This window comes from Staphylococcus sp. GDY8P45P (genome assembly GCF_017892745.1).
GTDB lineage: Bacteria > Bacillota > Bacilli > Staphylococcales > Staphylococcaceae > Staphylococcus > Staphylococcus cohnii.
Genome location: NZ_JAESLS010000006.1, coordinates 262,235 through 288,333, shown reverse-complemented (window position 1 = coordinate 288,333; position 26,099 = coordinate 262,235). Strand labels below are relative to the sequence as shown.

Genomic DNA, 26,099 nt, shown 5'->3' with positions numbered 1-26,099 from the left:
AGTACATTGACTGATACCTTACAACAAGTAAAAGCAAGTTTTATAGAATACGTATTATTCCATTATCGTTTTAAATCTCGAATTAGTGTATGGGTATTAAATTTGATAAAATCCTCACCTGAATTATTACAAAAAATATACTTTGTAGATGAGCAAATTCCTAGTCATAATACTTTAGAAATTGCTGCAGTGAATACAGACAATATCGCCATAAAACTTAAAGTGCAGAATCAACAATATATTAACAATGAAAAAATATTTGACTATATCGCAAATCAAAACATCTATTTTGATATCAAATTATATTTAAATAATGAAGGTTCAAGAGATACAAGATTAGATGAATTATTGTTAACACAATTACTTCACTCTCCTTATTATGCTATATATATTCAAGATATTTATGGCTTGCCATTATCAAAACAAAGTGAATCATCTATTATCAAATATTTACAAGACAATATTGACTTAAGTTTACAATTACAAGATAAAGCTTTATTTTATCAATTATCTCAAATCCTTAATACATTTAAGTTGAGGAATCTTAATACATTATCGAAGGATTGACTATATGAACATTTATTCGCTTTGGCAACTTATCATTTATAATAAAGGGATGCTCTATTTCTTATTAATATGTAATTTATTAGGAACGATTTATGGGTATATTTGGTATGGTTCACAAATGAGTATTACACCATGGTATTTTATACCTTTTGTACCTGATAGTCCGACTGCATCATTATTTTTATGTATTGCTATACTAGGGTTAATTGTTAACCAGAACATACCAATCATTGAAGCACTTGCTTTTGTCACATTAATCAAATATGGTGTATGGGCTGTAATTATGAATATTATTTTATTTATCCAATACGATATGATTACAGTTATAGGTTGTATGCTGATACTTTCCCACGGCATTATGGCCATTGAAGCTTTTATATTTTATCCAAGATTTAAAGTGACTATGTTTTCGTTTTTCGTAGCGATGATATGGGTGTTCCACAATGACATTATCGATTATGTATTCATGCAATATCCTTTTTATGATTTTATTGAAAGTCACATTGGGGCAATTGCATACTTAGCATTTTGGTTAAGTGTCATACCTTTAGTTTTATATTTAAGTTTAACTCTATTTAAAAAAGATAAAATATTTGACCATTATTAACGTCCACAGTAAAATGTTTATAAAGGAGTGAGGATTTTTGTCTTTTATTTATATGATTATATACTTTGTTATCTTAATGGTTCTGCCTCTATGGGCACAACACAAGGTTAAATCTAACTATGAAAAGTATTCTCAAGTAAGATCAACTAGTGGAAAAACAGGGCGTGAAGTAGCGCTTGAAATACTCCATTCAAATGGAATTTATGATGTAGACGTTGTCGAAGGTAAAGGATTTCTAACAGATCACTACGATCCTAGTAAAAAAGTACTTGTCTTATCTCCAGCGAACTTCAATAGACCTTCTGTAGCTGGAACAGCAATAGCTGCCCATGAAGTAGGTCATGCTATCCAGCATGCTCAGGGTTACTTCTTCTTAAGGTTTAGAACATCATTAGTACCTTTAGCAAATATTGGTAGTTCTTTAGGTTACATGGCAGTTTTTGCTGGTATTGTTTTAACTAGTTTACAGAGTACATTGGGTTCAACTGCACTTTGGATTGGCATTGCATTAATGTCATTTGCAGTACTTTTCTCAATTGTTACCTTACCAGTCGAATTTGATGCCAGCAGTAGAGCAATGAAACAAATCAAAAGTTTAGATATTGTTAATGAAAAAGAATATCGACATGCGAAAAAAGTATTATCTGCTGCTGCAATGACTTACGTTGCATCAACTGCTGTAGCATTAGCAGAACTTGCACGTTTCATTTTAATCGCTAGATCAAGTGAATAATTTGGTCATACACATGTGACAGAAGTCTAATTGGTTTCAAATGATTTCTTCGTCTTAAAATGGCAAGAATGACAATATTAGCATAAGAGGTTGAGACAATAAATTTGTCCAGCCTCTTTTTTATGCTTGCAATAATTATCCTTCAATATAAATATTTATCATGCTCATTTTTCGTAAGATTCATTATTACTGTGCTTTATGTGTTTTATATTATCATTATATTCAATGCTTACTTAACATTGAATAGCGTATAAAGGTTGCAGGAATAATGCATGAATCATAGAATTAGTCTATACTATAAAAGAAACTGTAAGAATGAGAGGCGTTTATCATGAAATCAATGAAAGATATGCAAATCGAAGTAGATGACTATATAAATCAATTTAAAACAGGCTACTTTTCACCTCTAGCAAATCTCGCAAGATTATCAGAAGAAGTGGGAGAATTATCAAGAGAAATTAACCACTTTTATGGTGAAAAAAAGAAAAAAGATAGTGAAGCAGCAAACACAGTAAAAGCAGAACTTGGAGATAATTTATTTGTGTTACTATGTATTGCTAATTCTTTAGATATAGACATGACGGAAAGCTTTAACGAAACGATGGATAAATTTAATACACGTGATAAAAATCGTTTTGAAAGAAAATAGATTGACATTGTTTAAGAAAGGATGTGCCACCTATGAAAATAGGAATTACATGTTACCCGTCTATGGGTGGTTCTGGTATTATCGCTACTGAATTGGGTATCAAGTTAGCAGAAAGAGGACATGATATCCATTTTATAACATCAAATATCCCCTTTAGGATTAGAAAACCATTACCAAATATTACATTTCATCAAGTTGAAGTGAATCAATATGCTGTATTCCAATATGCACCTTATGATATCACCTTAAGTACAAAGATCGCTGAAGTAATCAATGAGTATGACTTAGATCTATTACATATGCATTATGCGGTACCACATGCTGTTTGTGGCATCCTAGCAAAACACATGTCAGGTAAAGATATTAAAATAATGACCACTTTACATGGCACTGATATTACTGTATTGGGATATGACCATTCATTAAAAAATGCGATTAAATTTGGTATAGAAGGTAGTGATGTAGTAACAAGCGTTAGTAAATCACTAGCCGAACAAACAACTGATATTATTGAAACTGATAAAGCTATTATTCCAATATATAATTTCGTTAGAGAAAATGAATTTCCTACAAAACATTCAACGCCGACTGAATCCGATATCAAATTAAAGGCTTGTTACGGGATAAAACCTGAAGAAAAAGTGGTTATTCACGTTTCTAATTTTAGAGCCGTTAAACGTATTGATACAGTCATTGAAACTTTCGCAAAGATACACCAACAATTGCCATCAAAACTTATTTTATTAGGTGATGGTCCTCAATTAATGGATATGAAAACAAAAGCACGTGAATTAAATATTGAAGATTCCGTACTATTTTTAGGTAAACAAAATTGGGTAAGTGAATTTTATCAAATATCAGATATAGTATTATTATTAAGTGAAAAGGAAAGCTTTGGTCTCACATTACTAGAAGCAATGAAATCAGGTGTACTTCCAGTTGGCTCAACTGCTGGAGGTATCAAGGAAGTAATTAAACATAATGAAACAGGTTTTCTTGTAGATGTTGGAGATAGTGAGAAAGCTAGTACGTATGCCTTACAATTGTTGACAGATAATCAGCTTTATAAAAAAATGCAGCAGCAAATGTTGAATGACGTTGCTGAACGTTTTTCTTCAGATTTAATTGCTGATCAATATGAATATTATTATAAAAAAATGTTAGAGGGTAATCATGACTAAAACATTATTCGAACAAGCAAAACCTATATTAAAAACTTTACAAACTAACCAGCACCAAGCATATTTTGTTGGGGGATCTGTCAGAGATTATCTAATGCATAAAACAATACACGATATCGATATTACTACGAGTGCGACACCTGATGAAGTAGAAGCTATTTTTGAAAAGACAATTCCTATAGGTAGAGAACATGGTACAATCAATGTTGTTTATAACGGGGAACATTATGAAGTAACGACTTTTCGTGCAGAAGGTGATTATGATGATCATCGTAGACCTAACGAAGTATTTTTTGTGCGTGAATTATATGAGGATGTTAAAAGACGTGATTTTACAATGAATGCAATAGCCATGGACGCTGATTTTCATATTCATGACTATTTTAATGGGCAACAAGATATAAAAAATCGCATAATCAGAACTGTAGGAAATGCACAAGAACGTTTTAATGAGGATGCATTAAGAATCATCCGAGGGTTACGTTTTCAATCACAATTAGGATTCTCACTAGAAAATGAAACTTTTTACGGTATGCAATCACACATCAATGATATTGAACATTTATCAATTGAACGTATAGTGGTTGAGTTAAAGAAACTTACTTCTGGTAAATATGTAGCCAATAGTTTTGAAAACTTACAGCGTTTGAATGCATTTAATTACATTCCTTTTTTTAAACATTATAATCTAAATAATTTTATTTTGGATGAAGCCATTCCGTTCACTTTATTAGTAGCATTATTGAAAGTACAGCAACCTTCAATAAATGGCAATCTTAATGATTTGAAAATCAGTAATAATGACAAAAAATATATAAGCAAGTTAGAAAAGCTACTCAATCAATTACCCAATATTAAATCAAAATCAGACTTTAAAATACTTATTTATGATTATGGTGAGCAAGATATACAATCCATATTAAATTATATGGATTTACACATAAAAAACCATTTACCATCTTTTTCACCACTCATTATAAATACACAGTCTGTAAAAGAAGTATCCAAACAACTACCAATTCAATCGAGAAAAGATATTGATATTAATGGTAAAGATATCCTTGAAGTAGTCAATAAACAAAGCGGTCCTTGGCTAAAAACAATATTGAGAGATATTGAGATTGCGATTATCGATGGAGATGTTCAAAATATTAAATCAGAACTCATTAGGTGGGTGAATTCACATGTCGAAATACAGTAAAGATGTTATTCAAATCTTATATACAAATCAAGATGAATATATTTCTGGTCAATTTATCGCTGAACATCTTGCAATTTCTCGAACAGCAGTCAAAAAAGTCATCGATCAACTAAAGCAAGAAGGATGCGAAATTGAATCAATTAACCATAAAGGACATCGCTTAATTGAACTACCTGATAAATGGTATAGTGGGATTGTAGAACCTTTAATCGATGAGCAAAAAATGTTTGATCATGTTGAGGTAATAGCACAAATAGATTCCACACAGTTACTCGCTAAGCAGAAATTAGTTGGCAACACAGATACTTTTTTAATTTTAAGTGATGAACAAACGAAAGGAAAAGGCCGTTTCAATAGACCTTGGGATTCTTCACGTGGCAAAGGGTTGTGGATGTCTATTGTGCTACGACCAAAAGTTCCATTTGAAATGATAACGAAATTTAATTTGTTTATGGCATTGGGTATCAGAGATACAATGCAACAATTTAGTAATGAAAGCGTAACTATAAAATGGCCAAATGATATTTATATTGATGGAAAAAAAGCTTGCGGCTTTTTGACTGAAATGGTGGCTAATAGTGATGGTATAGAAGCGGTTATATGTGGTATTGGCATAAACATGAATCACTTAGCCGAAGACTTTCAAGGTGAGTTACAATTAAAAGCTACGAGCTTGAGAATACATGCTAACCAAAAAATACATCGTTATCATTTTTTAGAGCAATTGATAAATCATATTGAAAGACGTTATCACCAATTTTTAAACCAGCCATTTTCTACTATACGAAACGAATATATTGAAGCTTCAAATATTTGGAATAGATCCCTAAAATTCACTGAAAATGCGCAACAATTTCAAGGTGAAGCTGTAGATATTGATGAGGATGGCTATTTAATCGTCATTGATGACCAACAGATACAACACAAACTTATGAGTGCAGATATAGAACTTTAAATTATAAGAAAAGGAGGAATGAAAATGACACAACCTTGTTACGCTGTTGTTGATTTAGAAACGACGGGTAATCAATTAGATTATGATGAAATTATTCAAATTGGCATTACTTTCGTTCGTGATAATAAAATAATTGGCACCTATCACTCTATGGTGAAAACAGATTTAGAAATTCCTCCTTTTATTCAAGCATTAACCTCAATTGAAGAAGAAATGCTAAATCAATCACCATATTTTCATGAAATTGCTGACGATATCTATAAGCAACTAGAAGGTTGCATCTTTGTAGCACATAACGTGACCTTTGACTTAAATTTTATAAAAAAATCGTTTAAAAATTGCAATATCAAATATAAGCCCAAAAAGGTATTAGATACATTAGAGCTGTTTAAAGTAGCTTTCCCAACAGATAAAAGTTACCAATTAAGTGAATTAGCAGAATCGCATGGAATCATATTAAATAATGCTCACCGTGCTGATGAAGATGCTGCAACGACGGCACAACTCATGATACTTGCTTTTAATAAATTTGAAGCGCTCCATTTAGACACTTTAAAGCAACTATATTATTTAAGTAAAAATTTAAAGTATGATTTACATGATATTCTTTTTGAAATGGCTCGAAACCATGATCATGAACCTCTAAATGAAGATTTCGATCAGTTTGAACAGATTATTTATAAAAAACAAAAAGATTTTAAAGCACCTACTGCAAATTTTGATGGAACCTTAAAAGATCTATATACAGATATTACTGAAAAATTAAATTTAACATATAGACCACAACAATTATATTTAGCTGAAATTATATTAGAACAATTGATGCATAGTGAAAAAGCCATGATTGAAGCACCGTTAGGAAGTGGCAAATCATTTTCTTATTTATTAGCATCATTAATGTATAATATTCAAACAGGGAAACATGTAATGATTTCTACGAATACAAAATTATTACAAAGCCAATTGTTGGAAAAAGACATACCTGCTCTAAAATCAGCTTTAAATTTTAAAATAAATGCTTCATTAATCAAAAGTAAAAGAGACTATATTTCTTTAGGATTAATCAGTCAAATTTTGAAAGATGAATCTAATAATTACGAAGTAAGCATTTTAAAAATGCAGTTATTAATTTGGATTACAGAAACGCATACTGGAGATATTCAGGAGTTAGATTTAAAAGGCGGACAGAAAATGTATTACGAACAAAAGTTAGAAACTTATGTTCCAGTGCGTAATGACATTAATTATTTTAACTTTATTAAACGCAACGCAAAAAATATTCAAATCGGTATTACTAATCATGCACATTTAATTCATGCTTCACATGATAATACAATCTATCAATTATTTGATGATTGTATTATTGACGAAGCACATAGATTACCTGACTATGCTTTAAATCAAGTTACGAATGAGTTAAGTTATTCTGATGTTAAGTATCAATTAGGACTGATCGGTAAAACTGAAAACGAAAAATTGCTTGCAGCAATCGACTATTTAGAACAACAACGTATACTTGAAAAGTTAGATATACCACCAATCGATGTTTTTGGCCTTAAAACAAATATCAATGAAATACATGATTTAAATGAACAATTGTTTAGTACTATGTTTAATAGCATCCAACAATCAGAAATACATGATGATGAAGTGCATAAAGTTCATTTTGTATATCATTTCGATGTAACGCCGATTTTGAATGATTTGCATGCCGTTATTCATAAATTAAACATGACTTTAGAATTCTTTAATGGCATGAGCCATAAAACGATTAAAACAGTAAGAAAACAATTACTTTATATCAATGATCAATTTAGGGCAATTGAAACTAGTTTGAAAAATAATCATATTAGTTATTTGTCTATTAAAAATATTAATCAAAAATCCACAATAAAATTAAATGTCAAAGATTATGATGTAAAAGAAATACTAACAAAACAAGTGTTAGATAAATTTAATGCGCTAACATTCATTTCAGGTACTTTAACCTTTAATCATTCATTTGAAAATTTCAAGCAGTGGTTTAATAAGGACATCGTTTTTAATACTTATGAACTTGATACTACTGCAGTATCTTCAAATCAGACAACAGTATTTATACCAAATGATATTGCTTCATATAATTATAAAAATATTGATGATTATGTGAGCTCTATTGTCAATTATGTTATAGAATATACAACAGTCGTTGAATCAAAATGTTTAATTCTTTTCACTAGTTATAAGATGATGCATATGGTACAAGAACTCTTGAATGAATTACCTGAATTTGAAGATTATGTAATACTCACGCAACAACAAAACCAAAACTATAAAATCGTTCAGCAATTCAACAGTTTTTCTAAAGCCATATTATTAGGGACTGGAACATTTTTTGAAGGGTTTGATTTTCAATCAAATGGTATCAAATGCGTGATGATCACAAAACTACCATTCATGAATCATAATAATACTAAATATTGGCTAATGGAATCTGAATTCACTTCCACATTCAAAGATTTTGTATTACCAGATGCTGTTACGCGTTTCAGACAGGGGTTAGGTAGACTTATTCGAAATGAACAAGATAAAGGCATAATTGTATCCTTTGATGATCGTTTAATTAAAAGTAATTACAAACAATTCTTTGAACAATCACTAGAAAGTTATCGCCAAAAAAAAGGTGATATAAAACAATTTTCAAGCTTACTTAAAAAAATAAAAAAAGAGACAATACATCATTAAAAGTTAACACGCGCAACTAGAACTTGTATCTTGATTTTGTTAAAATGTATAAGGATTAATAAAAGAAGACTACAAAAATATTAGGAGTTTGGTTATGAAAACAACGATAAAAGAAGCAAAACATTACATTAACCAAGAAGTAACGATAGGTGCTTGGTTAACGAATAAACGTTCAAGTGGTAAAATTGCATTCTTGCAGTTAAGAGATGGTACTGGTTTTATGCAAGGTGTCGTAGTAAAAGCTGATGTAGATGAAGAGACTTTTCAATTAGCTAAGGATATTACACAAGAAACTTCATTATATATTACTGGCGTTATCTCAGAAGATAATCGTTCTGACTTAGGTTATGAAATGCAAGTAAAATCTATTGAAATCATCGCAGAAGCACATGATTACCCAATCACACCAAAAAACCATGGTACTGAGTTCTTAATGGATCACCGTCACCTTTGGTTACGTTCAAAAAAACAACATGCAGTTATGAAAATAAGAAACGAAATTATTCGTGCAACTTATGAATTCTTTAATAATACTGGGTTTACTAAAATAGATCCACCTATTTTAACAGCTAGTGCACCAGAAGGCACAAGTGAACTATTCCATACTAAATATTTTGATCAAGATGCCTTTTTATCTCAAAGTGGTCAACTCTATTTAGAAGCAGCTGCAATGGCTCACGGTAAAGTATTTTCATTTGGACCGACATTCCGTGCAGAAAAATCTAAAACACGCCGTCATTTAATTGAATTTTGGATGATAGAAGCTGAAAAAGCATTTTGCGATCATAACGAAAGTTTAGAAATTCAAGAGCAATATGTAACTCATATTGTTAAATCAGTACTAGAAAATTGCAAATTAGAATTAAATATTTTAGAACGTGATACTGAAAAGCTTGAAAAAGTTGCAACTCCTTTCCCACGTATCACATATGATGATGCAGTTGAATTCTTGAAAGAACAAGGTTTTGATGACATTGAATGGGGAGAAGACTTTGGTGCACCCCATGAAACTGCAATTGCAAATCATTATGATTTACCTGTATTTATTACAAATTATCCAACAAAAATCAAACCATTCTATATGCAACCAAATCCTGATAATGAGGATACTGTGTTGTGTGCAGATTTAATTGCACCTGAAGGATATGGTGAAATAATTGGTGGTTCTGAACGTATTAATGACCTTGCATTATTAGAACAACGTATCAATGAATTTGAATTAGATGCTGAAAGTTATAGTTACTATTTAGATTTACGCCGTTATGGCAGTGTACCTCATAGTGGGTTCGGATTAGGACTTGAAAGAACAGTTGCATGGTTATCAGGTGTAGAACATGTTCGTGAAACTGCACCATTCCCTCGTTTATTAAATCGTCTATATCCATAATCTTATCAATACAAGTAACTACCGAAGCTACGTCCAGTCTATTTTATGGCTGGACTTTTTTATAATATTTATACAAGATAAGGAGGGATGTATTTGAATATAGATATGCTAAAGACTAGACCAGTTGTAATTCACAAAGAATTACTAGAACACTATAATGAATTAGGTATCAATGAACGTGAATTAGTTATTTTGATAAAATTGATTCATGCATCGGAAATGACCAATAAACAACCATCTATTGAATCTTTACAAAAAGGAACTTCACTAGATTCCAGGGAAATTACTGCCATTATACAAAATCTTATTCAACGTGATTTATTAGAATTAAACGTTAATAAAGATGAAGAAGGCAAATTCACTGAATATATGAATCTCGATCCGTTTTATTATAAACTAAATGATATTATGCAACACGTTAATGATAATAATGATCAAAAACAAACTGAACTTGAATTCAACAAGCTTTTTCAACAAATTGAACAAGCTTTTGGTAGACCGTTATCACCATATGAAATTGAGACATTAAACCAATGGTTAGATGTAGATAAACACGACTTAAGTGTGATTCAAGCAGCTTTAGATGAGGCAGAAAGCCAAAACAAAATGAGTTTTAAATATATTGATAGAATTCTATTAAATTGGAAAAAAAATAATGTGAAAACCATTGAAGATTCCAAAAAAATAAGCCGACAGTTTAACCAACCTAAAATGAAACACACAGTAAAAAAAGTGCCTAAATTTGATTGGCTAAATGAGGAGAATCAAGATGATAAGTAATAAAAAATCTTTAGAAATGATTGACGTCATTGCTAATATGTTCCCAAACGCTGAATGCGAACTTGTACATGATAATCCATTTGAACTAACAATTGCAGTGTTATTATCAGCACAAACTACAGATATTTCTGTTAATAAACTCACTAAAAATCTTTTTAAAAAATATAAAACACCTGAAGATTATCTAAATGTAGATATCTCAGAATTAGAAAATGATCTTCGTACTATTGGCTTATATAGAAATAAAGCTAAAAATATCCAAAAATTATGTGCATCATTACTAAATAAATTTGATGGCGTCATTCCTCAAACACATGCAGAGCTTGAAAGTCTAGCTGGAGTGGGGCGTAAAACAGCAAATGTAGTGATGAGTGTTGCTTTTAATGAACCTTCGCTTGCAGTAGATACTCATGTAGAACGTGTAGCTAAACGTTTAGGTATTTGTAGGTGGAAAGATAATGTTAGACAAGTTGAAGATAAATTATGCAAAGTAGTACCTAGAGAACGTTGGAATAAAACGCATCATCAACTTATTTTCTTCGGACGCTATCACTGTTTAGCACGTAGCCCTAAATGTGATATTTGCCCCTTATTTAATGAATGTAGAGAAGGGCAAAAAAGATATAAAGCCAGTTTGAAAGAAGTGTGACACAATTGATTTCAAAAGAAGATTTTATAAGATTAGAAGAACAAATAGATTTATTCTCGAAACAAAAAAAATTAAATTCTGAAGAAGCTAAGGTATTAATTGATGAATATTTTGATATGATTGAAACTTTTTTTAAACAAATCAATCACATTCATACGATTGACTTTGAGCGATTAACCGATTATCCAGTTGTACCAATGAATTTTAAAGAACGTTATCATTATATGATTGCGCGTAAATATCATTTTATGGGTTATAGTCAAATGAAGACACTTAAATCGGAATTAATTAAAATGAATGCATCATACCAAATACGTAACAAAAATAAAGGCCATTAACACAAATATTTAGCGTTGAAATTGAGTTACAAATCAATTTTGTGATGTCATTACAATCATATAGCAATATTTTAAACAAAATGCGTCTTGAAACATCATTGATTCGTCCAGACTTATTCATATGGTCAATAGATAGTAGAGCTGAAATTAATAAGTCCCACTTCTCAATTTATTGAGTTAGTGGGACTTATGCATGAGCTACAGTTCAGATAATCCTCTTTTATTTTTTTCAATTATGGTCATCCTTGCCGAAGTGGACAACGAAACCATTTTAATATAATTAGATTTCTGTCTCATTTCTTTTTATTTAATTTCCAAAGTTTTTGGTGTTCTAAGCTTATCAAATTTACACTTGATATTTAGTTTCTTATTCATACAATTCCATAAGATGTCAATAAGTAACAAAATCTCTATAAAATAAAGAAAACGCCAATTTCTATTTAATTTCAATAGAAATTGGCGTTTATGTGTTCATAAATAATGATGATAACTAAGCACTTTTTGAGCTTTGTAATAGATACTCAAAAACTTCAACTAATAATTATTGCGCTCTTGATAAGCCATTAGAATTACTTGTATTACTACTGTTTGAGCTAGCTGATGAAGCTGATGAAGAACTATTGCTATTGCTGTTGCTATTATTATCACTGTCATCGCTATTACTACTACTGCTACCACCTTGTCCTCGAGGCTTATTACTTGTTGTGTTGTCATCAGGATGTCCTTCAACAGATAGGCTATCTTTACTATCACCATTTACTGAATCAGGTTTACTAAAGTCTTTGCCATCTCTTGGTGAGATATTGCTCATTACATCCTCGAATAGATACTGAGGATACTCTTGTTCGTCATGTCCAACAAATGAATTTACGCCGCCTTGTTTAACTTCTTTGAAGCCCATCCACACAGACATGCTGTATTTTGGCGTGAAGCCATTCATCCATACATCTTTTGCAGCATCATCAGGCAAGCCGTATTGTTGGTAAGTTTGGTCACCATAAGTACCTGTACCAGTTTTTGCTGCAACGTTTACACCAGATATACCGTGGCCATATGCAGAACCATATGCTTCAAATGTACCTTTAAGTACTTCTGCTAACATATAAGAAGTGGAATCTTTCATTGCTTTCTTACTTGTATGATCGTAATTAATTGTTTCTCCATCTTCTTTTTCTACTTTTTTAATAGAATGTGCATTATTATATTCGCCACCATTTGCAATAGATGCAAATGCAGATGCTAATTGTGTAGGTGAGAATTCTGATGATGAACCACCTAATACTTCAGAAGGTCCTACATCTCCTTCATATTCTAAACCAACTTTATTAGCAAAATCTTTTGGTGCGTCATTTCCAGCGTTCTCTTTTGAAGATTGCCAAGCTTTTAATGCTGGTATATTGAAACTTTGACGTAAAGCATCATACAATTTAACTTCACCATGACCTTTAGTATCATAGTTTCTAAATGTGACACCATCAACTTGATATGCTTCTTCATCCTGAATTGCGTGATTCGTAGCCCAATTCATATTTTCAATGGCAGGGCCATACGCTAAGAATGGTTTTAATGATGAACCAGTAGGGTGAGCATCTGTAGCTAAGTTTCTATCAACAATATCTTTATAATTTCTACCGCCAGATATTGCAACTAAACCACCAGATTCACTGTCTACAATAGAAGCACCAACTTGTTGGTCTTCATTTTTATAGTAGCCACCATTATCTACACGATCTTGCAGTGTTTGTTGGACATCTTTGTCCATATTTGTGTAGATTTTAACACCACTATTAAGAACTTCACCTAAATCTTTGCCTTTGAATGCTTTATTATTCATTAATTCAGATTTTACGAAGTTAACGTAAGAATCATATTCAGGATTTGAACTTTTATCACTCACTTGGCGATCTTCTGAATCACGTTTTACTAAGTTATCTTCTAATGATGTATTTTGTGCTTCTTCTTTTTGTTTCTTAGTAATACGATTATGATATTCCATTAAGTATAAAACAGTATCTTTACGTGATTCTGCTTCTTTTGGATGATCATAAATATTATAAGTATTTGGAACTTGCGGTAAACCAGCAAGATATGCCGATTCAGCTAAATTTAAATCTTTCAAATCTTTATCGAAGTAATATTTAGCTGCAGCTTTCACACCATAAACACTGTCAGAATAGTAAATTTTATTTAAATACATCTCAAAAATTTCGTCTTTACTATATTCTTGTTCGAGTCTATATGATAAATAAGCTTCTTGTGCTTTACGTGCTATTGATTTTTGATCCGTTAAGAACGAACGCTTAACTACTTGTTGAGTTAATGTTGATGCACCTTGCGAACCAAATCCACCCGTAAAGTTTTTAGCCACTGCACCAAACAAACGTTTATAGTCAAGTGCACCATGGTCATAGAAACGATTATCTTCTGTTGCCAAGACAGCTGATTTCATGCTTTTAGGTACTTCATCTAAATCAACATGTTCACGTCTTTGCCCATTATCAATCGTTTTAATCAAATCGCCATCTTTATCATATATTTTAGCAGGAATTGGATCTTGTAATTTTGATTCTGTAAATGCAGGTGCTTTCCAAGCATAGTATGCAAATAATAAAATACCAATTAATGCTAGAACAATGAAGGCTATGATGAGAAACCCGATTATCTTAATAATCGTTCTTTTTATATTCCTATTCTTTTTTTCTCCGGACTTATCATTCTTATTTGAATCGGAAGTCCTTTTTTTCTCCGTCATACGCGGTCCTCACTTTCATCTAATATCAACTTATCAACTGCTTTGAGGTAATTCAATCTTGGTTGATACTGATAAGGAATATAGTAACCATTTTTTCTAATTTCTTCAACCGTAATCGACTTTTTAATTTCTTTTTTGTACCGATGCCAATAATATTTAAACTTGCGATAAGGCAACAAATAAACTTCATCTAATAATTTAAAGCGAATTAATAAAAAAACAATTCCTCCCTGGTCATAGCAAGCATCCATATGCACCACTTGGTGTTCATGCATGTTATTCAATGGAAAAGAAGTTTTATTTTTAGTTTCTTTCGCTTCAAAATCTAAATAGTGCGCTTTGTAAATACCATTGTAATCAGTAGTCGAAGGCGTTCGGAAATAAGCCTCATTAATTACCGCCTTACTTCTCATAGGATAATGAACATTAACTATTTGAACGGGGGTGGGCTTTTTATGTATAACAGCTTGCCCAAGTTTCAAATAGTGCGTATTAGATAATTCAATATCACTCTCAAGTGACATGCCTCTGCCACCATAGTTTATTTTACTCTTTTCATCCTTATAAGTTCGTCCGACTTGAGACTTATTTCCGTAAAATGGTTTCCCATTTGGATAATTCATTGTTTTTCACCACTTTAATTTGGTTTCAAAAACTTTTTTCATTATACATGAAAATAATCTTTTTTTCCAAACTATGAAATATAATGCAATGTATCTGTACATACATCAATATTTATTTTAACGTGCTTTTCTCAATTAAACAATATTTCCCTATAAATATGCCCGGAATATGACATAAATGTTAGATGATTGTTCACAAATGACTATCAAATTTATTTGTGGTAAATTTAATGTGTAGGAGGAAACTTCATGCAACAATTAATTACCCAACTATTAAATGATGTGCAATTGATGCAAGATAGATATGAATCAGTTAAATCGAAAGATATAGACTATGATTTTTACAAAGATGTTGTTCCATTTACTAGTTACATAGATAACCTGTTAGAAACACTTAGCACATTCGAGCCTAAAATACTACAACTATCCTATATGAATAAGAAAAAATTTGATTTACTTATTTCAAATATTGAATCATTGTCAGTTGAATGTCATTTTAAAAGGACTAGCCGTAAATTATTCACAGAAAAAGTTAAGGCAGTACAATACGATTTAAGTTATATACAAAGAAGTGATGTTACATTATGATAAGGACAATTTATGTGACTGGTTATAAGTCATTTGAACTTAATATCTTTAAAGATGATGCACCTGAAGTTTCTTATTTGAAAAAATTTATAGCACATAAATTAAAATCATTGATTGAAGAAGGGCTTGAATGGGTATTAATACAAGGACAGATGGGTATAGAATTATGGACAGCTGAAGTAGTAATTGATTTAAAAGAGACATATCCTGATCTTAAACTCGGTGTGGTCACACCATTTTATGGTCATACTGAAAGATGGAATGAACAAAATCAAGCAAAATATAATCACATTGTACAACATGCTGATTTTGTAGATAGCGTATTTCATACATCATATGTAGGGCCACATCAATTTAAACAGACAGATCAATTTATGCTCGACCATACTGATCAATCATTACTGATATATGACGAAGAACAAGAAGCTAGTCCAAAATACTTTAAACAAATGTTAGTTGATTTTATGGAAAAAACAAATTATACTTGTGACATTGTTTCGTTCGATGAATTAACGGAATTTATCAACGATTTGCAGTGGTCTCAAGAACAAAGTTTCGAATGAGGTGGAAAAATATGTCAGATGTTTCATTAAAACTATCAGCTAAAGATATTTATGAAAAAGATTTTGAAAAAACTATGACACGTGGTTATAGAAGGGAAGAAGTAGATGCTTTCTTAGACGACATCATAGCAGATTATCAAAAGATGGCAGATTTAGATAATGAAGTTGTTAAACTTTCCGAAGAAAATAACAAATTAAAAAAAGAACTAGAAGAATTGAGATTACGAGTGGCTACTTCAAGACCACAAGAGAATAAAAACTTTTCAAAAAACGGTAATGCTACAAGCAATACTACTAATAATAACAACGTCGATATTCTAAAAAGAATTTCAAACCTAGAAAAAGCAGTGTTCGGTAAATAATATAACTAACTATCACAACAAATGACTATGTATACGTAGTAGTTATTGCGTACATAAAGATAAGTTTTGGTTTTCCCCAAAACTTATCTTATTTTTATTTGTTCTAGTCTTTGAAAAGTGATATACTCTTAAAGATGGTGTTTTGGGTAATCGCTATAGCGATATAGAGGAAAGTCCATGCTCACACAATCTGAGATGATTGTAGTGTTCGTGCTTGATGAAACAATAAGTCAAGGCATTAAATTGACGGCAACGAAATAACCTAAGTCTTTAGATAAGGTTAAAATAGTTTGAAAGTGCCACAGTGACGTAGCTTTTATAGAAATATAAAAGGTGGAACGCGGTAAACCCCTCGAGTGAGCAATCCAAATTAGGTAGGAGCACTTATTTAACGGAATTCAACGTATAAATAAGGTATACTTTTAAAGTATATAGACAGATGGTTACCACCAGCGTACGAGTGTAACTAGTACACGTTGGCAGTACAAAGGTACAAAACATGGCTTATAGAAACATCATTACTAGACCCCAAGCTCTCCCACTTAGGAGAGCTTTTTTAATGTTTAAAATTCACATAAAATTTTAATATGAACCTAAACAGAAGTTAAGTCATATCTATTTAAAATAACTTTTGATAAAATTAAATTAAATCAATTTAAAAAAAGGAGCAAAACAATGTATCAATTATTAGCTGTATGCCCAATGGGGTTAGAAGCAGTTGTTTCTAAGGAAATCCAAGATCTTGGTTATGCAACAACAGTAGAAAACGGCAAAATCTTTTTCGAAGGCGATGAAACAGCAATAGTTAAATGCAATTTATGGCTAAGAACTGCCGATAGAATAAAAATTGTTGTTGGTCAATTTAATGCAAAAACATTTGATGAATTATTTGAAAAAACAAAAGAACTCCCATGGGAATCGATTATTGAAAAAGAAGGAAACTTTCCTGTACAAGGTCGAAGTGTGAAATCTACTTTATTTAGTGTGCCAGATTGCCAAGCAATCGTTAAAAAAGCAATTGTTGAACGATTAAAAACTGCTTATCAAGAAAAAGGGTGGCTAGATGAATCAGGTGCTAAATATCCAGTTGAAGTAGCTCTATTAAAGGATAAAGCACTATTGACAATAGATACTTCTGGATCAGGGCTAAATAAACGTGGTTATAGGCTTGCCCAAGGTGAAGCGCCTATAAAAGAAACGCTTGCTGCTAGTTTGATTAAATTAGCAAATTGGACAGGTGATACACCATTGATAGATCCATTTTGTGGTTCTGGCACGATTGCTATTGAAGCATGTTTAATAGCTCAAAATATTGCACCTGGTTTTAATCGAGATTTCGTTTCAGAAACATGGGATATTATGCCTGATGGACTATACGATGAATTGAGAGATGAAGCTGATCAACAAGCTCATTACGATAGACCTTTAGAGATCTACGCATCAGATATTGACCCAGAAATGATAGAAATAGCGCGTAGAAATGCTGAAGAAGTCGGCTTATCAGACATTATTAACTTTAAAGTTCAAGATGTTAACACCTTATCATTAGAGTCAGAAGCACCAATTGCTTTAATTGGCAATCCACCATATGGTGAACGTATTGGTGATAGAGCAGAAGTTGAAGAAATGTATCGTTATATCGGTCAATTAATGCAGGAACACCCTTATTTATCAACTTATATTTTAACAAGTAATAATGAATTTGAATTTTTAGTTAATAAAAAAGCTACAAAAAGAAGAAAGCTATTTAATGGTTATATCGAGTGTACTTATTATCAATATTGGGGGAATAAAAAACCTAAAAATTAGACTGCATGAATCAATCAGAAAGAGGTGCGACAAATGAATAACGAGTTTAAAAAAGGCATATTTTTTGCTTTTGGTGCATACATTTTATGGGGGATTTTACCAATATATTGGGATCTAATAGAAGATATTGGTGCATTTGAAATATTAGCTTTCAGAATTATACTTTCAATGATATTTATGCTGATAGTAGTAGTGATCACTAACAATACAGCCCCATTCAAACGCGATTTACAACAGCTCATTGCAACTCCTATACAACTCATTGCTATCATAGCTGCTGGCTATGTAATAACAATTAATTGGGGCACTTTTATATGGGCAGTTACGAACGGTCACGTATTACAATCAAGTTTAGGCTATTATATTAATCCACTCGTAAGCATTCTATTAGCGTTAATTTTCCTCAAAGAACGGTTTAATAAATTAGAATGGATTGCTATTGGATTTGCAGTCATCGGAGTTTTGTATATGACTATAAGAGTCGGTGTATTCCCAAGTATTTCATTACTATTAGCATGTTCATTTGGTATTTATGGTTTAATTAAAAAAATCGTGCCAATAGATGCAATTAGTAGTATTACAATAGAATGTATTGTTACTGCACCAGCAGGCATTATATATCTATGGTACATTTGGCAACAAGGTAGTTTAACATTTGGTTATAACTCCTCATCTTTTTGGTTGATTTTCTCAGGGGCTGTAACAGCAATTCCACTGATACTTTTCTCAGCTGGTGCACGTAGAATTCCATTGTCGCTTACTGGATTCATACAGTACATTGGTCCTACAATTATGTTTGTATTAGGTATTTTCTTATTCAAAGAACCATTTAGTGTCGACCAATTTATCACGTTCATCTTTATTTGGGTTGGCATTGTAATATATAGTATTTCACAGTATGTAAAAATTAAAAAAAATAATAATCCTGCTATCCACTAAATGGTATTGATTACTTCCCTAAGGTAACTTCATAAAAGTTGTTTTAGGGATTTTATTTTGTCTTGAAATTAATCAAAACATGTTTACATATCATACAGCTCATTTTATTATATTCAATATCGTAAATATATCATTAGTATAAATCATGCATTTGTAGTATTGTGAAATTAGATATAAAGAAAAGCATCCAAAAAAATTATTATATATACTAATATTTTTAACCATATATTATAATGGAGTGATTATATGACTAGAGTATTAATACTAGGGGCAAACGGAGCAATTTCTAAAGCAGCTATTAATTCTTTTTTAGAAAATACCTCATATACGCTGAGATTGTTTTTAAGAGACGCGAATAGATTACCTGATTATGCATCAGATCGCATTCGTGTTCGTGAAGGAGACGCTACAAACTTTGAAGATGTTAATAGTGCGATGGAAGATGTAGACATTGTATTTGCTAGTCTTTCAGGTGAATTAGATAAAGAAGCAAGTACTATTGTTAAAGCTATGGAACAGAATAAAGTTGATCGTTTAATATTTGTAGCTGCGCTTGGCATTTATAATGAGGTACCTGGTGAATTTGGCGAATGGGTAAATGAGCAAATCCATAATTACTTACCAATTTATAAAAAAGCAGCTGACACCATTGAAAGCTCAAAGCTCAATTATACAATTTTAAGACCTGCTTGGTTATCAGATATTAACGAAATTGATTATGAAATTACTCATAAAGATGAACCATTTAAGGGGACAGAAGTTTCCAGAAAAAGTGTTGCTGCTGTTGCAGTACAAATTGCCAAAAATCCTGAACTTTATTTAAAAGATAACATTGGTATTAGCAAACCTAATACTGATTTTAGTAAACCAAGCTGGAAATAAAATTTAAAAAACAACAACATTTTTGTAATGATTGCAAATGCCACCAATTAAGGTGGTATTTTTAATTTTAAATTAAGTCGCTATCAATAACTTTGTAACACTTCTTTGCTTTTACTAATAAATAAGTACTAAATACAATTTAATTTTGCTAACTTACTTTAGACCCACAATAATTTGTTATACAATAGAACTTAATTACATATAAGTAATAAAGGGGATACATAACATGTCTAAAACGAAGCAACTCGATATTCTATATAAACTAAAAAAAGAAGTTGAAAAATCAGATAATCATAGGCTTGTACATATTATAAATCAAGTCATTAAAAAAATATTTTTAGAACAATATACTGCTACATTTGTTGGTCATTTTTCAGCAGGAAAATCAACGCTCATCAATATGCTACTGGAAGAAAATATTTTACCAAGTTCTCCAGTACCTACAACTAGTAACACAGCAATCGTTTCTGTATCAGATGAACCAGGTATTATAGCAAATTTGAGCAACCAAAAATATACTTTATTAACAAACTATGATGAAGTTAAACAAATGAATCGCGAAAATATTGATGTTGAATCTGTAGAAATTAAATTCCCTTCTGATAAATTTAATAAAGGGTTCACACTTCAAGATACACCAGGTGTTGATTCTAATGTATCGACACATCAATCTAGTACTGAAGAATTTATGTATACAAGTAATGTTCTATTTTACACTGTAGACTATAATCATGTTCAATCTGCAATGAATTTTCAATTTATGAAACAGCTTAATCATGCTGGTGTACCAGTAGTTTTTGTTATCAATCAAATAGATAAACATCATGAATCAGAGATTCCATTCGCCACATTTAAACAACGCGTTGAAAAATCGATTGATGAATGGGAAATCAAATTAGATCAAATATTTTATGTTTCTAAATTTGAACATGAACACAACCAAATTCAAGCATTATCAGACTATCTCATTGATAAAGATCAACGTAGAGAATCAATGTCGGATTATGTGGAACGTACTATCAATTTTATTACAGAGGAACAGCTATCATTTATACAACATGAAATTCAAGCAATTTTAACAGAGCTGGATATATTTGAAGCAGACTTTGACCAAGCATATTTAAACTTCCAACAACATCAACAAGTGAGTGAAGAAGCAAAATTACTAAATAATCCTGATCAGTTATATGATTTCTTAAAACAAAAACGTAAGGCGATTCTCGACAATGCATATGTAATGACACACGATACTAGGGAAAAAATAAGAACTTATTTGGAAAGCCGAACTAAAGATTTTAAAGTGGGTGGCTTATTCAATAAAAAGAAAAAAACATTAGAAACACAACAAATTAGACTTCAAGAACTACTTGAGCAATTACAAGAAAAGGTAAATCAAGAAATACGTCAACCTTTGAGAGAAGACATGTCCTTTTTGACTCGATTTATTAATTCTTCCGAAGTAACTGAGGCTATTTTAAACCAACATTATCAAATCCCTTCAAAACTCGTGGATGATTTGTATCAAATGCAAATATCTATTAGTAATCAATATGTCTTAACATTTTCAGATGATTTAATGAAATCCATCAAACAACATATTGTTAAAGAAACTGAACCATTATTTGAAAAAGCAATAAACCATTCTCAAGCAAACGACATTGGCACAGAAGAAGTAGATGATTATAATGATTATGTTAAATTTATGGAGCTACGTAATTTGAGAGAATCACTTGAAACACAAAATTACAGACACTACTATATTCATATTGATGATTCATTAGATAAATTAATAGATAGAGAAGAAATCACTTATCAAGCTAAACAGGAACATTCAGTGACTAAAAAACAAAATCAACCTAGTACCACAAAAGCAAAATCAACAAATACTTCAATTCAAGATATAAAACGTTCATTAGATTTAATAAAAAATATTCCATTATTTGAACAAACTAAGCAAGATATCAATGATGCATTAAATCGCCTTGATAATAAAATTATTAAAATAGGGGTTTTCGGAACATTCAGTGCCGGAAAAAGTAGTTTAATCAATGCGCTACTTGGTGATGCGTATCTTGTAAGCTCGCCAAATCCTACAACAGCTGCAATGACAGAATTGACTTATGGTGAGGAAAGTCAAATCACACTTAAATCATCAGAACAAATATTAGAAGAATTAAACCAATTATTTGAAGTGGAAAATAAATCTTTTGATTCAATTGAAGCATTTTTAAATCAAAATACACATAAGTTAACAGCATCTTTAGAAAAAAACAAATTAGCATTTATCAATGCAATTGACAAACATTACACGATGTATCAAAAAATGCTAGAACAAGGCTTAACCCATTCCATTGAACAGGACGAAATTAGAAAATGGAGTGCAGAAGATGAATATGCAACCTTTGTAAATACAGTTCACTTAAGATTACCCATTGATTGGTTAAAAAATAAAGTTATCGTAGATTCACTTGGATTACATTCCAATAATCAACGACATACAAATGAAACAGAAAAGATTTTAACTTCTTCAGATTTAATACTTTATGTAAGTTATTTTAATCATTCTTTCACAGATAATGATAAACGCTTTATTGAGCATATGAAAGAAATGAACCAATTAAGTGAAAACCAAGCATTTAAAATGATCATAAATGCCACTGATTTAGCTGAAACTGAAGAAGATCTGAATGCAGTCATAAACTATGTAAGTGATGCACTTAATCATGTAAATATGAATTCTGATATTTTTGCAGTTTCAAGTCGAAAAGCATTGAATACAGGTGACTCAGGAATTGATAAATTAAAAAATAGTATAGACTACTTTACTCAAGTTGAGTCGAAAGATATATTGCAACAACAAATGACTAAGCAATTAGCAAATATTTCAGAAGCATTTGATCAAATGATAGAAGATGCACAGCATAATCAATTAAAAATTAAGCAACGTAAAAATAAACTCGAACAGTACCAACAACAAATAATACTGAATAATAATATATTACAAATTGCAGTACAACGTGCTTCAAATGAAGTTGAAGATCAAATTTATCACTTAAATGAGCGTTTAAAAATTCAGTTGCTAGATGAGGTAAAATCAATTTATAACGGTCAAATGACACAAAGCAATAACTTCAATGAAGAAAAACGTCTTTCCACTAAACAATACTTAGATCAAATTCATCAAAGATTATATTTAGAACAATCCTTACTTGTAGAACGAATTAAAAAGTATTTCATTCAACAAATACATGAAGAAATCGCACCTTTAAAACAAAAATTGGAACAATTACACATTTTCATCGAACCAGAATTTAATAAAAGTAATATGGAACTAGACGATCCATATTTAAAAATTGAATTAAGCCAAATGATCTCTGTTTTGCCTAAATCACTGACTAAAAAGAACATTTTGCAACCAAAAATGCAAAATGAAATTCAAACTACAATAACTCAAAACACACTTGTGCAACTTAAACCTAGTATTGCTGATTTAAGGAAAGCATTAATTGAAATTGTAAATAAACTGAATAATGATGCAGAAACGAAATTCAATCAGTATGAAAAAGAGATACACACACAAATTAAACAACTTTTAGCTTTTAATATAGATGATTCATTAGTAAAACAACTTCAAGAAACAAATAGCGAACTAAAAGCTCAGTTGTTAACTTAGAAAGAGGTACGCACAATGTCCAAAAAAATATTATTAATAGATGGTATGGCTTTATTATTTCGTCATTTTTACGCAACAAGTTTACACAAACAATTCATGAGAAATTCATCAGGAATGCCTACGAACGGTGTTCAAGGATTTGTACGTCATGTATTTACCGCAATAAACGAAATACAACCCTCACATGTGGCTGTGTGTTGGGATATGGGAAAATCTACATTTCGAAATGAAATGTTTGATGGATACAAGCAAAATCGTCCCGCACCACCAGAAGAATTGATACCGCAGTTTGATTATGTAAAAGAGATAGCAAACCAATTTGGTTTTGTAAATATTGGTGTACAAAATTACGAAGCTGATGATGTTATAGGGACTTTAGCATATGAGTATTCACAAGAAAATCAAATTTATGTAATCACCGGTGATAAAGATATTTTACAATGTATTAATCCAAATGTTGAGATTTGGCTAACTAAAAAAGGATTCAATATTTACAATCGCTATACTTTAACCAGATTTCAAAATGAATATGGACTAAATCCACTACAACTCATAGATGTTAAAGCATTTATGGGAGATAGCGCTGATGGCTATCCTGGCGTTAAAGGCATTGGAGAAAAAACAGCTATAAAACTCATTCAAAATCATGGTTCAGTTGAATCAGTTATTGACGCTTTAAACGAATTAACACCTGGCCAACGTAATAAAATAGAAGATAACTTATATAATTTAAAACTTTCTAAATCATTAGCTAAAATTCATACAGAAGTACCAATAAATACATCCGATTTATTAAGTGATATGAAATTCGGAACTGATTTAGCTGAAATACTAAATATATGTAAAGAGCATGAGCTCTATGTATCTGGAAAGTATTTAGCAACACATTTTAGTTAAATAAAATAAACAACAATAAAGTACACGCTCATAGTTAAGGAGCCTGGAACATAAAGTTCTTGGACAAGTGAAAAAAGGCAATTTCTATTGAAATAATATAGAAATTGCCTTTTTCGCTATTATTTTAATTATAGCTAGCTCATTGAGCTACTATTTTTCTTATATTAAGTGTCATTAATATAACGCCAAGTTCACTTTTGTCGTGTTTGTTTTCCTAACTATACTACATTTTTCGTATTCAATAATATTACGTATTTTGGCGAGTCTCTTGAGGGAACAGGAGAAGCTGAAGCTGTCCCCAAAGTAAGCGAGCCAACAATACGAAGCATTGAATAAAAAAGAAGCATTCAGATGAATTGAATTAAATCATCTGAGTGCTATTTTTCTGAGATTTATATCCAATCTCCCTAATAATTAATATCGAATGCTTTTGACCGTGCATACTTGTCTGAGATATGATTTATATAATAGGAGCTCGTGGTCCATTGTTCATACAATTGTTTCGGACGAATTTGCATTAAAAATGTGTTATAAATGCAAAGGAATAACTATTAGCACCAACAACTAAAAAGTTTTGCACCAAAAAAGTTAATGTCTTAAGATTTTAAATAGATATTAACTTTTTATATCTTACTGGATATCTATCGTCCAGACACTATTTTTGACAATAAATTATTGTTTTAACGCTTTTTTTCTGCCGTTTTAATGATTTTATATAAGGCATTTTTGGCATGATGATTTGCCTCTTTATTTTGGTTTCTTGGAACCCATTTAACAAACAATAAATCAAAAGATGATTCTAATATTTTTATTTTATGGTAGTAATTTATGAACTGTTTATTTTTGACTTGTCCTTTGTTCATACTATCTTCTATTAATTTCGAATCAGTGTATACGAGTGCTATAGTGATCCCATGATGTTTTGCACATTCCAATGCAAATACAAAAGCTGCCCATTCTGCACTATGATTATCTAAAATCCCCAAATCAAAGTCATAATGCAATCGTTCTTGCTCAGTAATAATAACTATAGAGCATGCGCTTTGACCTGGATTACCTGCTGTAGCTGCATCAAAATATATTTTTGCCATAAATTCACCTTCAAATTTAATAAGTTAATTTTATATTAACAAAAGAGCATAAATAAGCATAATCATGAAGATATATTTTCTTGGAAAATACATCAAAATAACGTAAGCTATTACAGTTAATGAAAATGCACAAAATTAATATATACAAA

The 26,099-nt window shown here is 30.9% G+C and carries 23 protein-coding genes and 1 other RNA gene; 21 read left to right on the top strand and 3 right to left on the bottom strand.

Annotated elements, in window-relative coordinates:
• Window positions 1-6 precede the first annotated feature (6 nt).
• The 12 genes from KA873_RS06080 to KA873_RS06025 all read left to right on the top strand — a co-directional run bounded on the left by KA873_RS06080 (window position 7) and on the right by KA873_RS06025 (window position 11,771).
• Complete coding sequence (locus tag KA873_RS06080) at window positions 7-567, top strand: YpiB family protein (protein ID WP_107386370.1); 561 nt, start codon at window positions 7-9, stop codon at window positions 565-567.
• Window positions 568-571: 4 nt separating this feature from the next.
• Window positions 572-1,174, top strand: a complete 603-nt coding sequence (locus KA873_RS06075) for a DUF1405 domain-containing protein (RefSeq protein ID WP_107504878.1) — start codon at window positions 572-574, stop codon at window positions 1,172-1,174.
• A 37-nt stretch (window positions 1,175-1,211) separates the two neighbouring features.
• Window positions 1,212-1,907 (top strand): zinc metallopeptidase, encoded by a 696-nt coding sequence (locus tag KA873_RS06070; RefSeq protein ID WP_046208235.1) that lies wholly within the window; start codon window positions 1,212-1,214, stop codon window positions 1,905-1,907.
• A gap of 331 nt (window positions 1,908-2,238) precedes the next feature.
• Entirely contained in the window at window positions 2,239-2,556 is a 318-nt protein-coding gene (locus tag KA873_RS06065) for a nucleotide pyrophosphohydrolase (protein WP_019468926.1), read from the top strand.
• 32 nt (window positions 2,557-2,588) lie between these two features.
• Entirely contained in the window at window positions 2,589-3,737 is a 1,149-nt protein-coding gene (gene bshA / locus KA873_RS06060) for an N-acetyl-alpha-D-glucosaminyl L-malate synthase BshA (RefSeq protein ID WP_107384491.1), read from the top strand.
• The gene (locus tag KA873_RS06055; protein WP_119517906.1) at window positions 3,730-4,938 is read left to right on the top strand and encodes a CCA tRNA nucleotidyltransferase; all 1,209 of its coding nucleotides are present in this window, start codon (window positions 3,730-3,732) and stop codon (window positions 4,936-4,938) included. The genes bshA and KA873_RS06055 overlap by 8 nt, the downstream gene beginning before the upstream one ends.
• Window positions 4,922-5,893 (top strand): biotin--[acetyl-CoA-carboxylase] ligase, encoded by a 972-nt coding sequence (locus KA873_RS06050; protein ID WP_107386665.1) that lies wholly within the window; start codon window positions 4,922-4,924, stop codon window positions 5,891-5,893. Before KA873_RS06055 ends, KA873_RS06050 begins: the two co-directional genes overlap by 17 nt.
• A gap of 24 nt (window positions 5,894-5,917) precedes the next feature.
• Entirely contained in the window at window positions 5,918-8,617 is a 2,700-nt protein-coding gene (locus KA873_RS06045) for a helicase C-terminal domain-containing protein (protein ID WP_210140189.1), read from the top strand.
• 94 nt (window positions 8,618-8,711) lie between these two features.
• Window positions 8,712-10,004, top strand: a complete 1,293-nt coding sequence (gene asnS, locus KA873_RS06040) for an asparagine--tRNA ligase (RefSeq protein WP_107504881.1) — start codon at window positions 8,712-8,714, stop codon at window positions 10,002-10,004.
• 105 nt (window positions 10,005-10,109) lie between these two features.
• On the top strand, window positions 10,110-10,784 hold the full coding sequence (locus tag KA873_RS06035; protein ID WP_150822043.1) for a DnaD domain-containing protein: 675 nt from the start codon (window positions 10,110-10,112) through the stop codon (window positions 10,782-10,784).
• On the top strand, window positions 10,774-11,433 hold the full coding sequence (nth, locus tag KA873_RS06030) for an endonuclease III (RefSeq protein ID WP_107385079.1): 660 nt from the start codon (window positions 10,774-10,776) through the stop codon (window positions 11,431-11,433). Before KA873_RS06035 ends, nth begins: the two co-directional genes overlap by 11 nt.
• A 5-nt stretch (window positions 11,434-11,438) precedes the next feature.
• Window positions 11,439-11,771 carry a YpoC family protein gene (locus KA873_RS06025; protein ID WP_107385083.1) on the top strand — a complete coding sequence of 111 codons (333 nt, stop codon included), beginning with the start codon at window positions 11,439-11,441 and terminating at the stop codon, window positions 11,769-11,771.
• Between the two features lie 541 nt (window positions 11,772-12,312).
• Here the strand turns inward: KA873_RS06025 and KA873_RS06020 are convergent.
• Together KA873_RS06020 and recU are read right to left on the bottom strand one after the other, a co-directional pair.
• Entirely contained in the window at window positions 12,313-14,523 is a 2,211-nt protein-coding gene (locus tag KA873_RS06020; RefSeq protein WP_107386301.1) for a transglycosylase domain-containing protein, read from the bottom strand.
• Window positions 14,520-15,146 carry a Holliday junction resolvase RecU gene (gene recU, locus KA873_RS06015; RefSeq protein ID WP_107385077.1) on the bottom strand — a complete coding sequence of 209 codons (627 nt, stop codon included), beginning with the start codon at window positions 15,144-15,146 and terminating at the stop codon, window positions 14,520-14,522. Before recU ends, KA873_RS06020 begins: the two co-directional genes overlap by 4 nt.
• A 249-nt stretch (window positions 15,147-15,395) precedes the next feature.
• Here recU and KA873_RS06010 point away from each other — a divergent pair, with 249 nt between their 5' ends.
• From KA873_RS06010 to KA873_RS05970, 9 genes are all read left to right on the top strand, one after another.
• The gene (locus KA873_RS06010; RefSeq protein WP_107504882.1) at window positions 15,396-15,734 is read left to right on the top strand and encodes a DUF1798 family protein; all 339 of its coding nucleotides are present in this window, start codon (window positions 15,396-15,398) and stop codon (window positions 15,732-15,734) included.
• Window positions 15,731-16,297, top strand: a complete 567-nt coding sequence (locus tag KA873_RS06005; protein WP_107385008.1) for an SLOG family protein — start codon at window positions 15,731-15,733, stop codon at window positions 16,295-16,297. Before KA873_RS06010 ends, KA873_RS06005 begins: the two co-directional genes overlap by 4 nt.
• An 11-nt stretch (window positions 16,298-16,308) precedes the next feature.
• The gene (gene gpsB, locus KA873_RS06000) at window positions 16,309-16,659 is read left to right on the top strand and encodes a cell division regulator GpsB (protein ID WP_107385007.1); all 351 of its coding nucleotides are present in this window, start codon (window positions 16,309-16,311) and stop codon (window positions 16,657-16,659) included.
• A gap of 138 nt (window positions 16,660-16,797) precedes the next feature.
• Window positions 16,798-17,171, top strand: an RNA gene (gene rnpB / locus KA873_RS05995) — RNase P RNA component class B.
• A 163-nt stretch (window positions 17,172-17,334) separates the two neighbouring features.
• A complete protein-coding gene (locus tag KA873_RS05990; protein WP_107504883.1) occupies window positions 17,335-18,468 on the top strand; it encodes a THUMP domain-containing class I SAM-dependent RNA methyltransferase in 1,134 nt (377 codons plus the stop codon).
• 33 nt (window positions 18,469-18,501) lie between these two features.
• Window positions 18,502-19,407, top strand: a complete 906-nt coding sequence (rarD, locus tag KA873_RS05985) for an EamA family transporter RarD (RefSeq protein WP_107385005.1) — start codon at window positions 18,502-18,504, stop codon at window positions 19,405-19,407.
• A gap of 246 nt (window positions 19,408-19,653) precedes the next feature.
• Window positions 19,654-20,289, top strand: a complete 636-nt coding sequence (locus KA873_RS05980) for an SDR family oxidoreductase (RefSeq protein WP_107386296.1) — start codon at window positions 19,654-19,656, stop codon at window positions 20,287-20,289.
• Window positions 20,290-20,515: 226 nt separating this feature from the next.
• Window positions 20,516-23,962 carry a dynamin family protein gene (locus KA873_RS05975; RefSeq protein WP_210140188.1) on the top strand — a complete coding sequence of 1,149 codons (3,447 nt, stop codon included), beginning with the start codon at window positions 20,516-20,518 and terminating at the stop codon, window positions 23,960-23,962.
• A 15-nt stretch (window positions 23,963-23,977) separates the two neighbouring features.
• A complete protein-coding gene (locus KA873_RS05970; protein ID WP_107385002.1) occupies window positions 23,978-24,859 on the top strand; it encodes a 5'-3' exonuclease in 882 nt (293 codons plus the stop codon).
• 680 nt (window positions 24,860-25,539) lie between these two features.
• Here the strand turns inward: KA873_RS05970 and KA873_RS05965 are convergent.
• Window positions 25,540-25,950 (bottom strand): ribonuclease HI family protein, encoded by a 411-nt coding sequence (locus KA873_RS05965; protein ID WP_107385001.1) that lies wholly within the window; start codon window positions 25,948-25,950, stop codon window positions 25,540-25,542.
• Between the last annotated feature and the right edge of the window lie 149 nt (window positions 25,951-26,099).

What these genes read in the sequence shown, in the direction of transcription:
- nth (WP_107385079.1), top strand. Translation starts at nt 10,774, where the DNA reads ATGATAAGTAATAAAAAATCTTTAGAAATGATTGACGTCATTGCTAAT.
- bshA (WP_107384491.1), top strand. Translation starts at nt 2,589, where the DNA reads ATGAAAATAGGAATTACATGTTACCCGTCTATGGGTGGTTCTGGTATT.
- KA873_RS06065 (WP_019468926.1), top strand. Translation starts at nt 2,239, where the DNA reads ATGAAATCAATGAAAGATATGCAAATCGAAGTAGATGACTATATAAAT.
- recU (WP_107385077.1), bottom strand. Translation starts at nt 15,146, where the DNA reads ATGAATTATCCAAATGGGAAACCATTTTACGGAAATAAGTCTCAAGTC.
- KA873_RS06005 (WP_107385008.1), top strand. Translation starts at nt 15,731, where the DNA reads ATGATAAGGACAATTTATGTGACTGGTTATAAGTCATTTGAACTTAAT.
- KA873_RS05975 (WP_210140188.1), top strand. Translation starts at nt 20,516, where the DNA reads ATGTCTAAAACGAAGCAACTCGATATTCTATATAAACTAAAAAAAGAA.
- KA873_RS06045 (WP_210140189.1), top strand. Translation starts at nt 5,918, where the DNA reads ATGACACAACCTTGTTACGCTGTTGTTGATTTAGAAACGACGGGTAAT.
- KA873_RS06050 (WP_107386665.1), top strand. Translation starts at nt 4,922, where the DNA reads ATGTCGAAATACAGTAAAGATGTTATTCAAATCTTATATACAAATCAA.
- KA873_RS06035 (WP_150822043.1), top strand. Translation starts at nt 10,110, where the DNA reads ATGCTAAAGACTAGACCAGTTGTAATTCACAAAGAATTACTAGAACAC.
- KA873_RS05980 (WP_107386296.1), top strand. Translation starts at nt 19,654, where the DNA reads ATGACTAGAGTATTAATACTAGGGGCAAACGGAGCAATTTCTAAAGCA.
- gpsB (WP_107385007.1), top strand. Translation starts at nt 16,309, where the DNA reads ATGTCAGATGTTTCATTAAAACTATCAGCTAAAGATATTTATGAAAAA.
- KA873_RS05990 (WP_107504883.1), top strand. Translation starts at nt 17,335, where the DNA reads ATGTATCAATTATTAGCTGTATGCCCAATGGGGTTAGAAGCAGTTGTT.
- KA873_RS05970 (WP_107385002.1), top strand. Translation starts at nt 23,978, where the DNA reads ATGTCCAAAAAAATATTATTAATAGATGGTATGGCTTTATTATTTCGT.
- rarD (WP_107385005.1), top strand. Translation starts at nt 18,502, where the DNA reads ATGAATAACGAGTTTAAAAAAGGCATATTTTTTGCTTTTGGTGCATAC.
- KA873_RS05965 (WP_107385001.1), bottom strand. Translation starts at nt 25,950, where the DNA reads ATGGCAAAAATATATTTTGATGCAGCTACAGCAGGTAATCCAGGTCAA.
- asnS (WP_107504881.1), top strand. Translation starts at nt 8,712, where the DNA reads ATGAAAACAACGATAAAAGAAGCAAAACATTACATTAACCAAGAAGTA.
- KA873_RS06055 (WP_119517906.1), top strand. Translation starts at nt 3,730, where the DNA reads ATGACTAAAACATTATTCGAACAAGCAAAACCTATATTAAAAACTTTA.
- KA873_RS06075 (WP_107504878.1), top strand. Translation starts at nt 572, where the DNA reads ATGAACATTTATTCGCTTTGGCAACTTATCATTTATAATAAAGGGATG.
- KA873_RS06020 (WP_107386301.1), bottom strand. Translation starts at nt 14,523, where the DNA reads ATGACGGAGAAAAAAAGGACTTCCGATTCAAATAAGAATGATAAGTCC.
- KA873_RS06010 (WP_107504882.1), top strand. Translation starts at nt 15,396, where the DNA reads ATGCAACAATTAATTACCCAACTATTAAATGATGTGCAATTGATGCAA.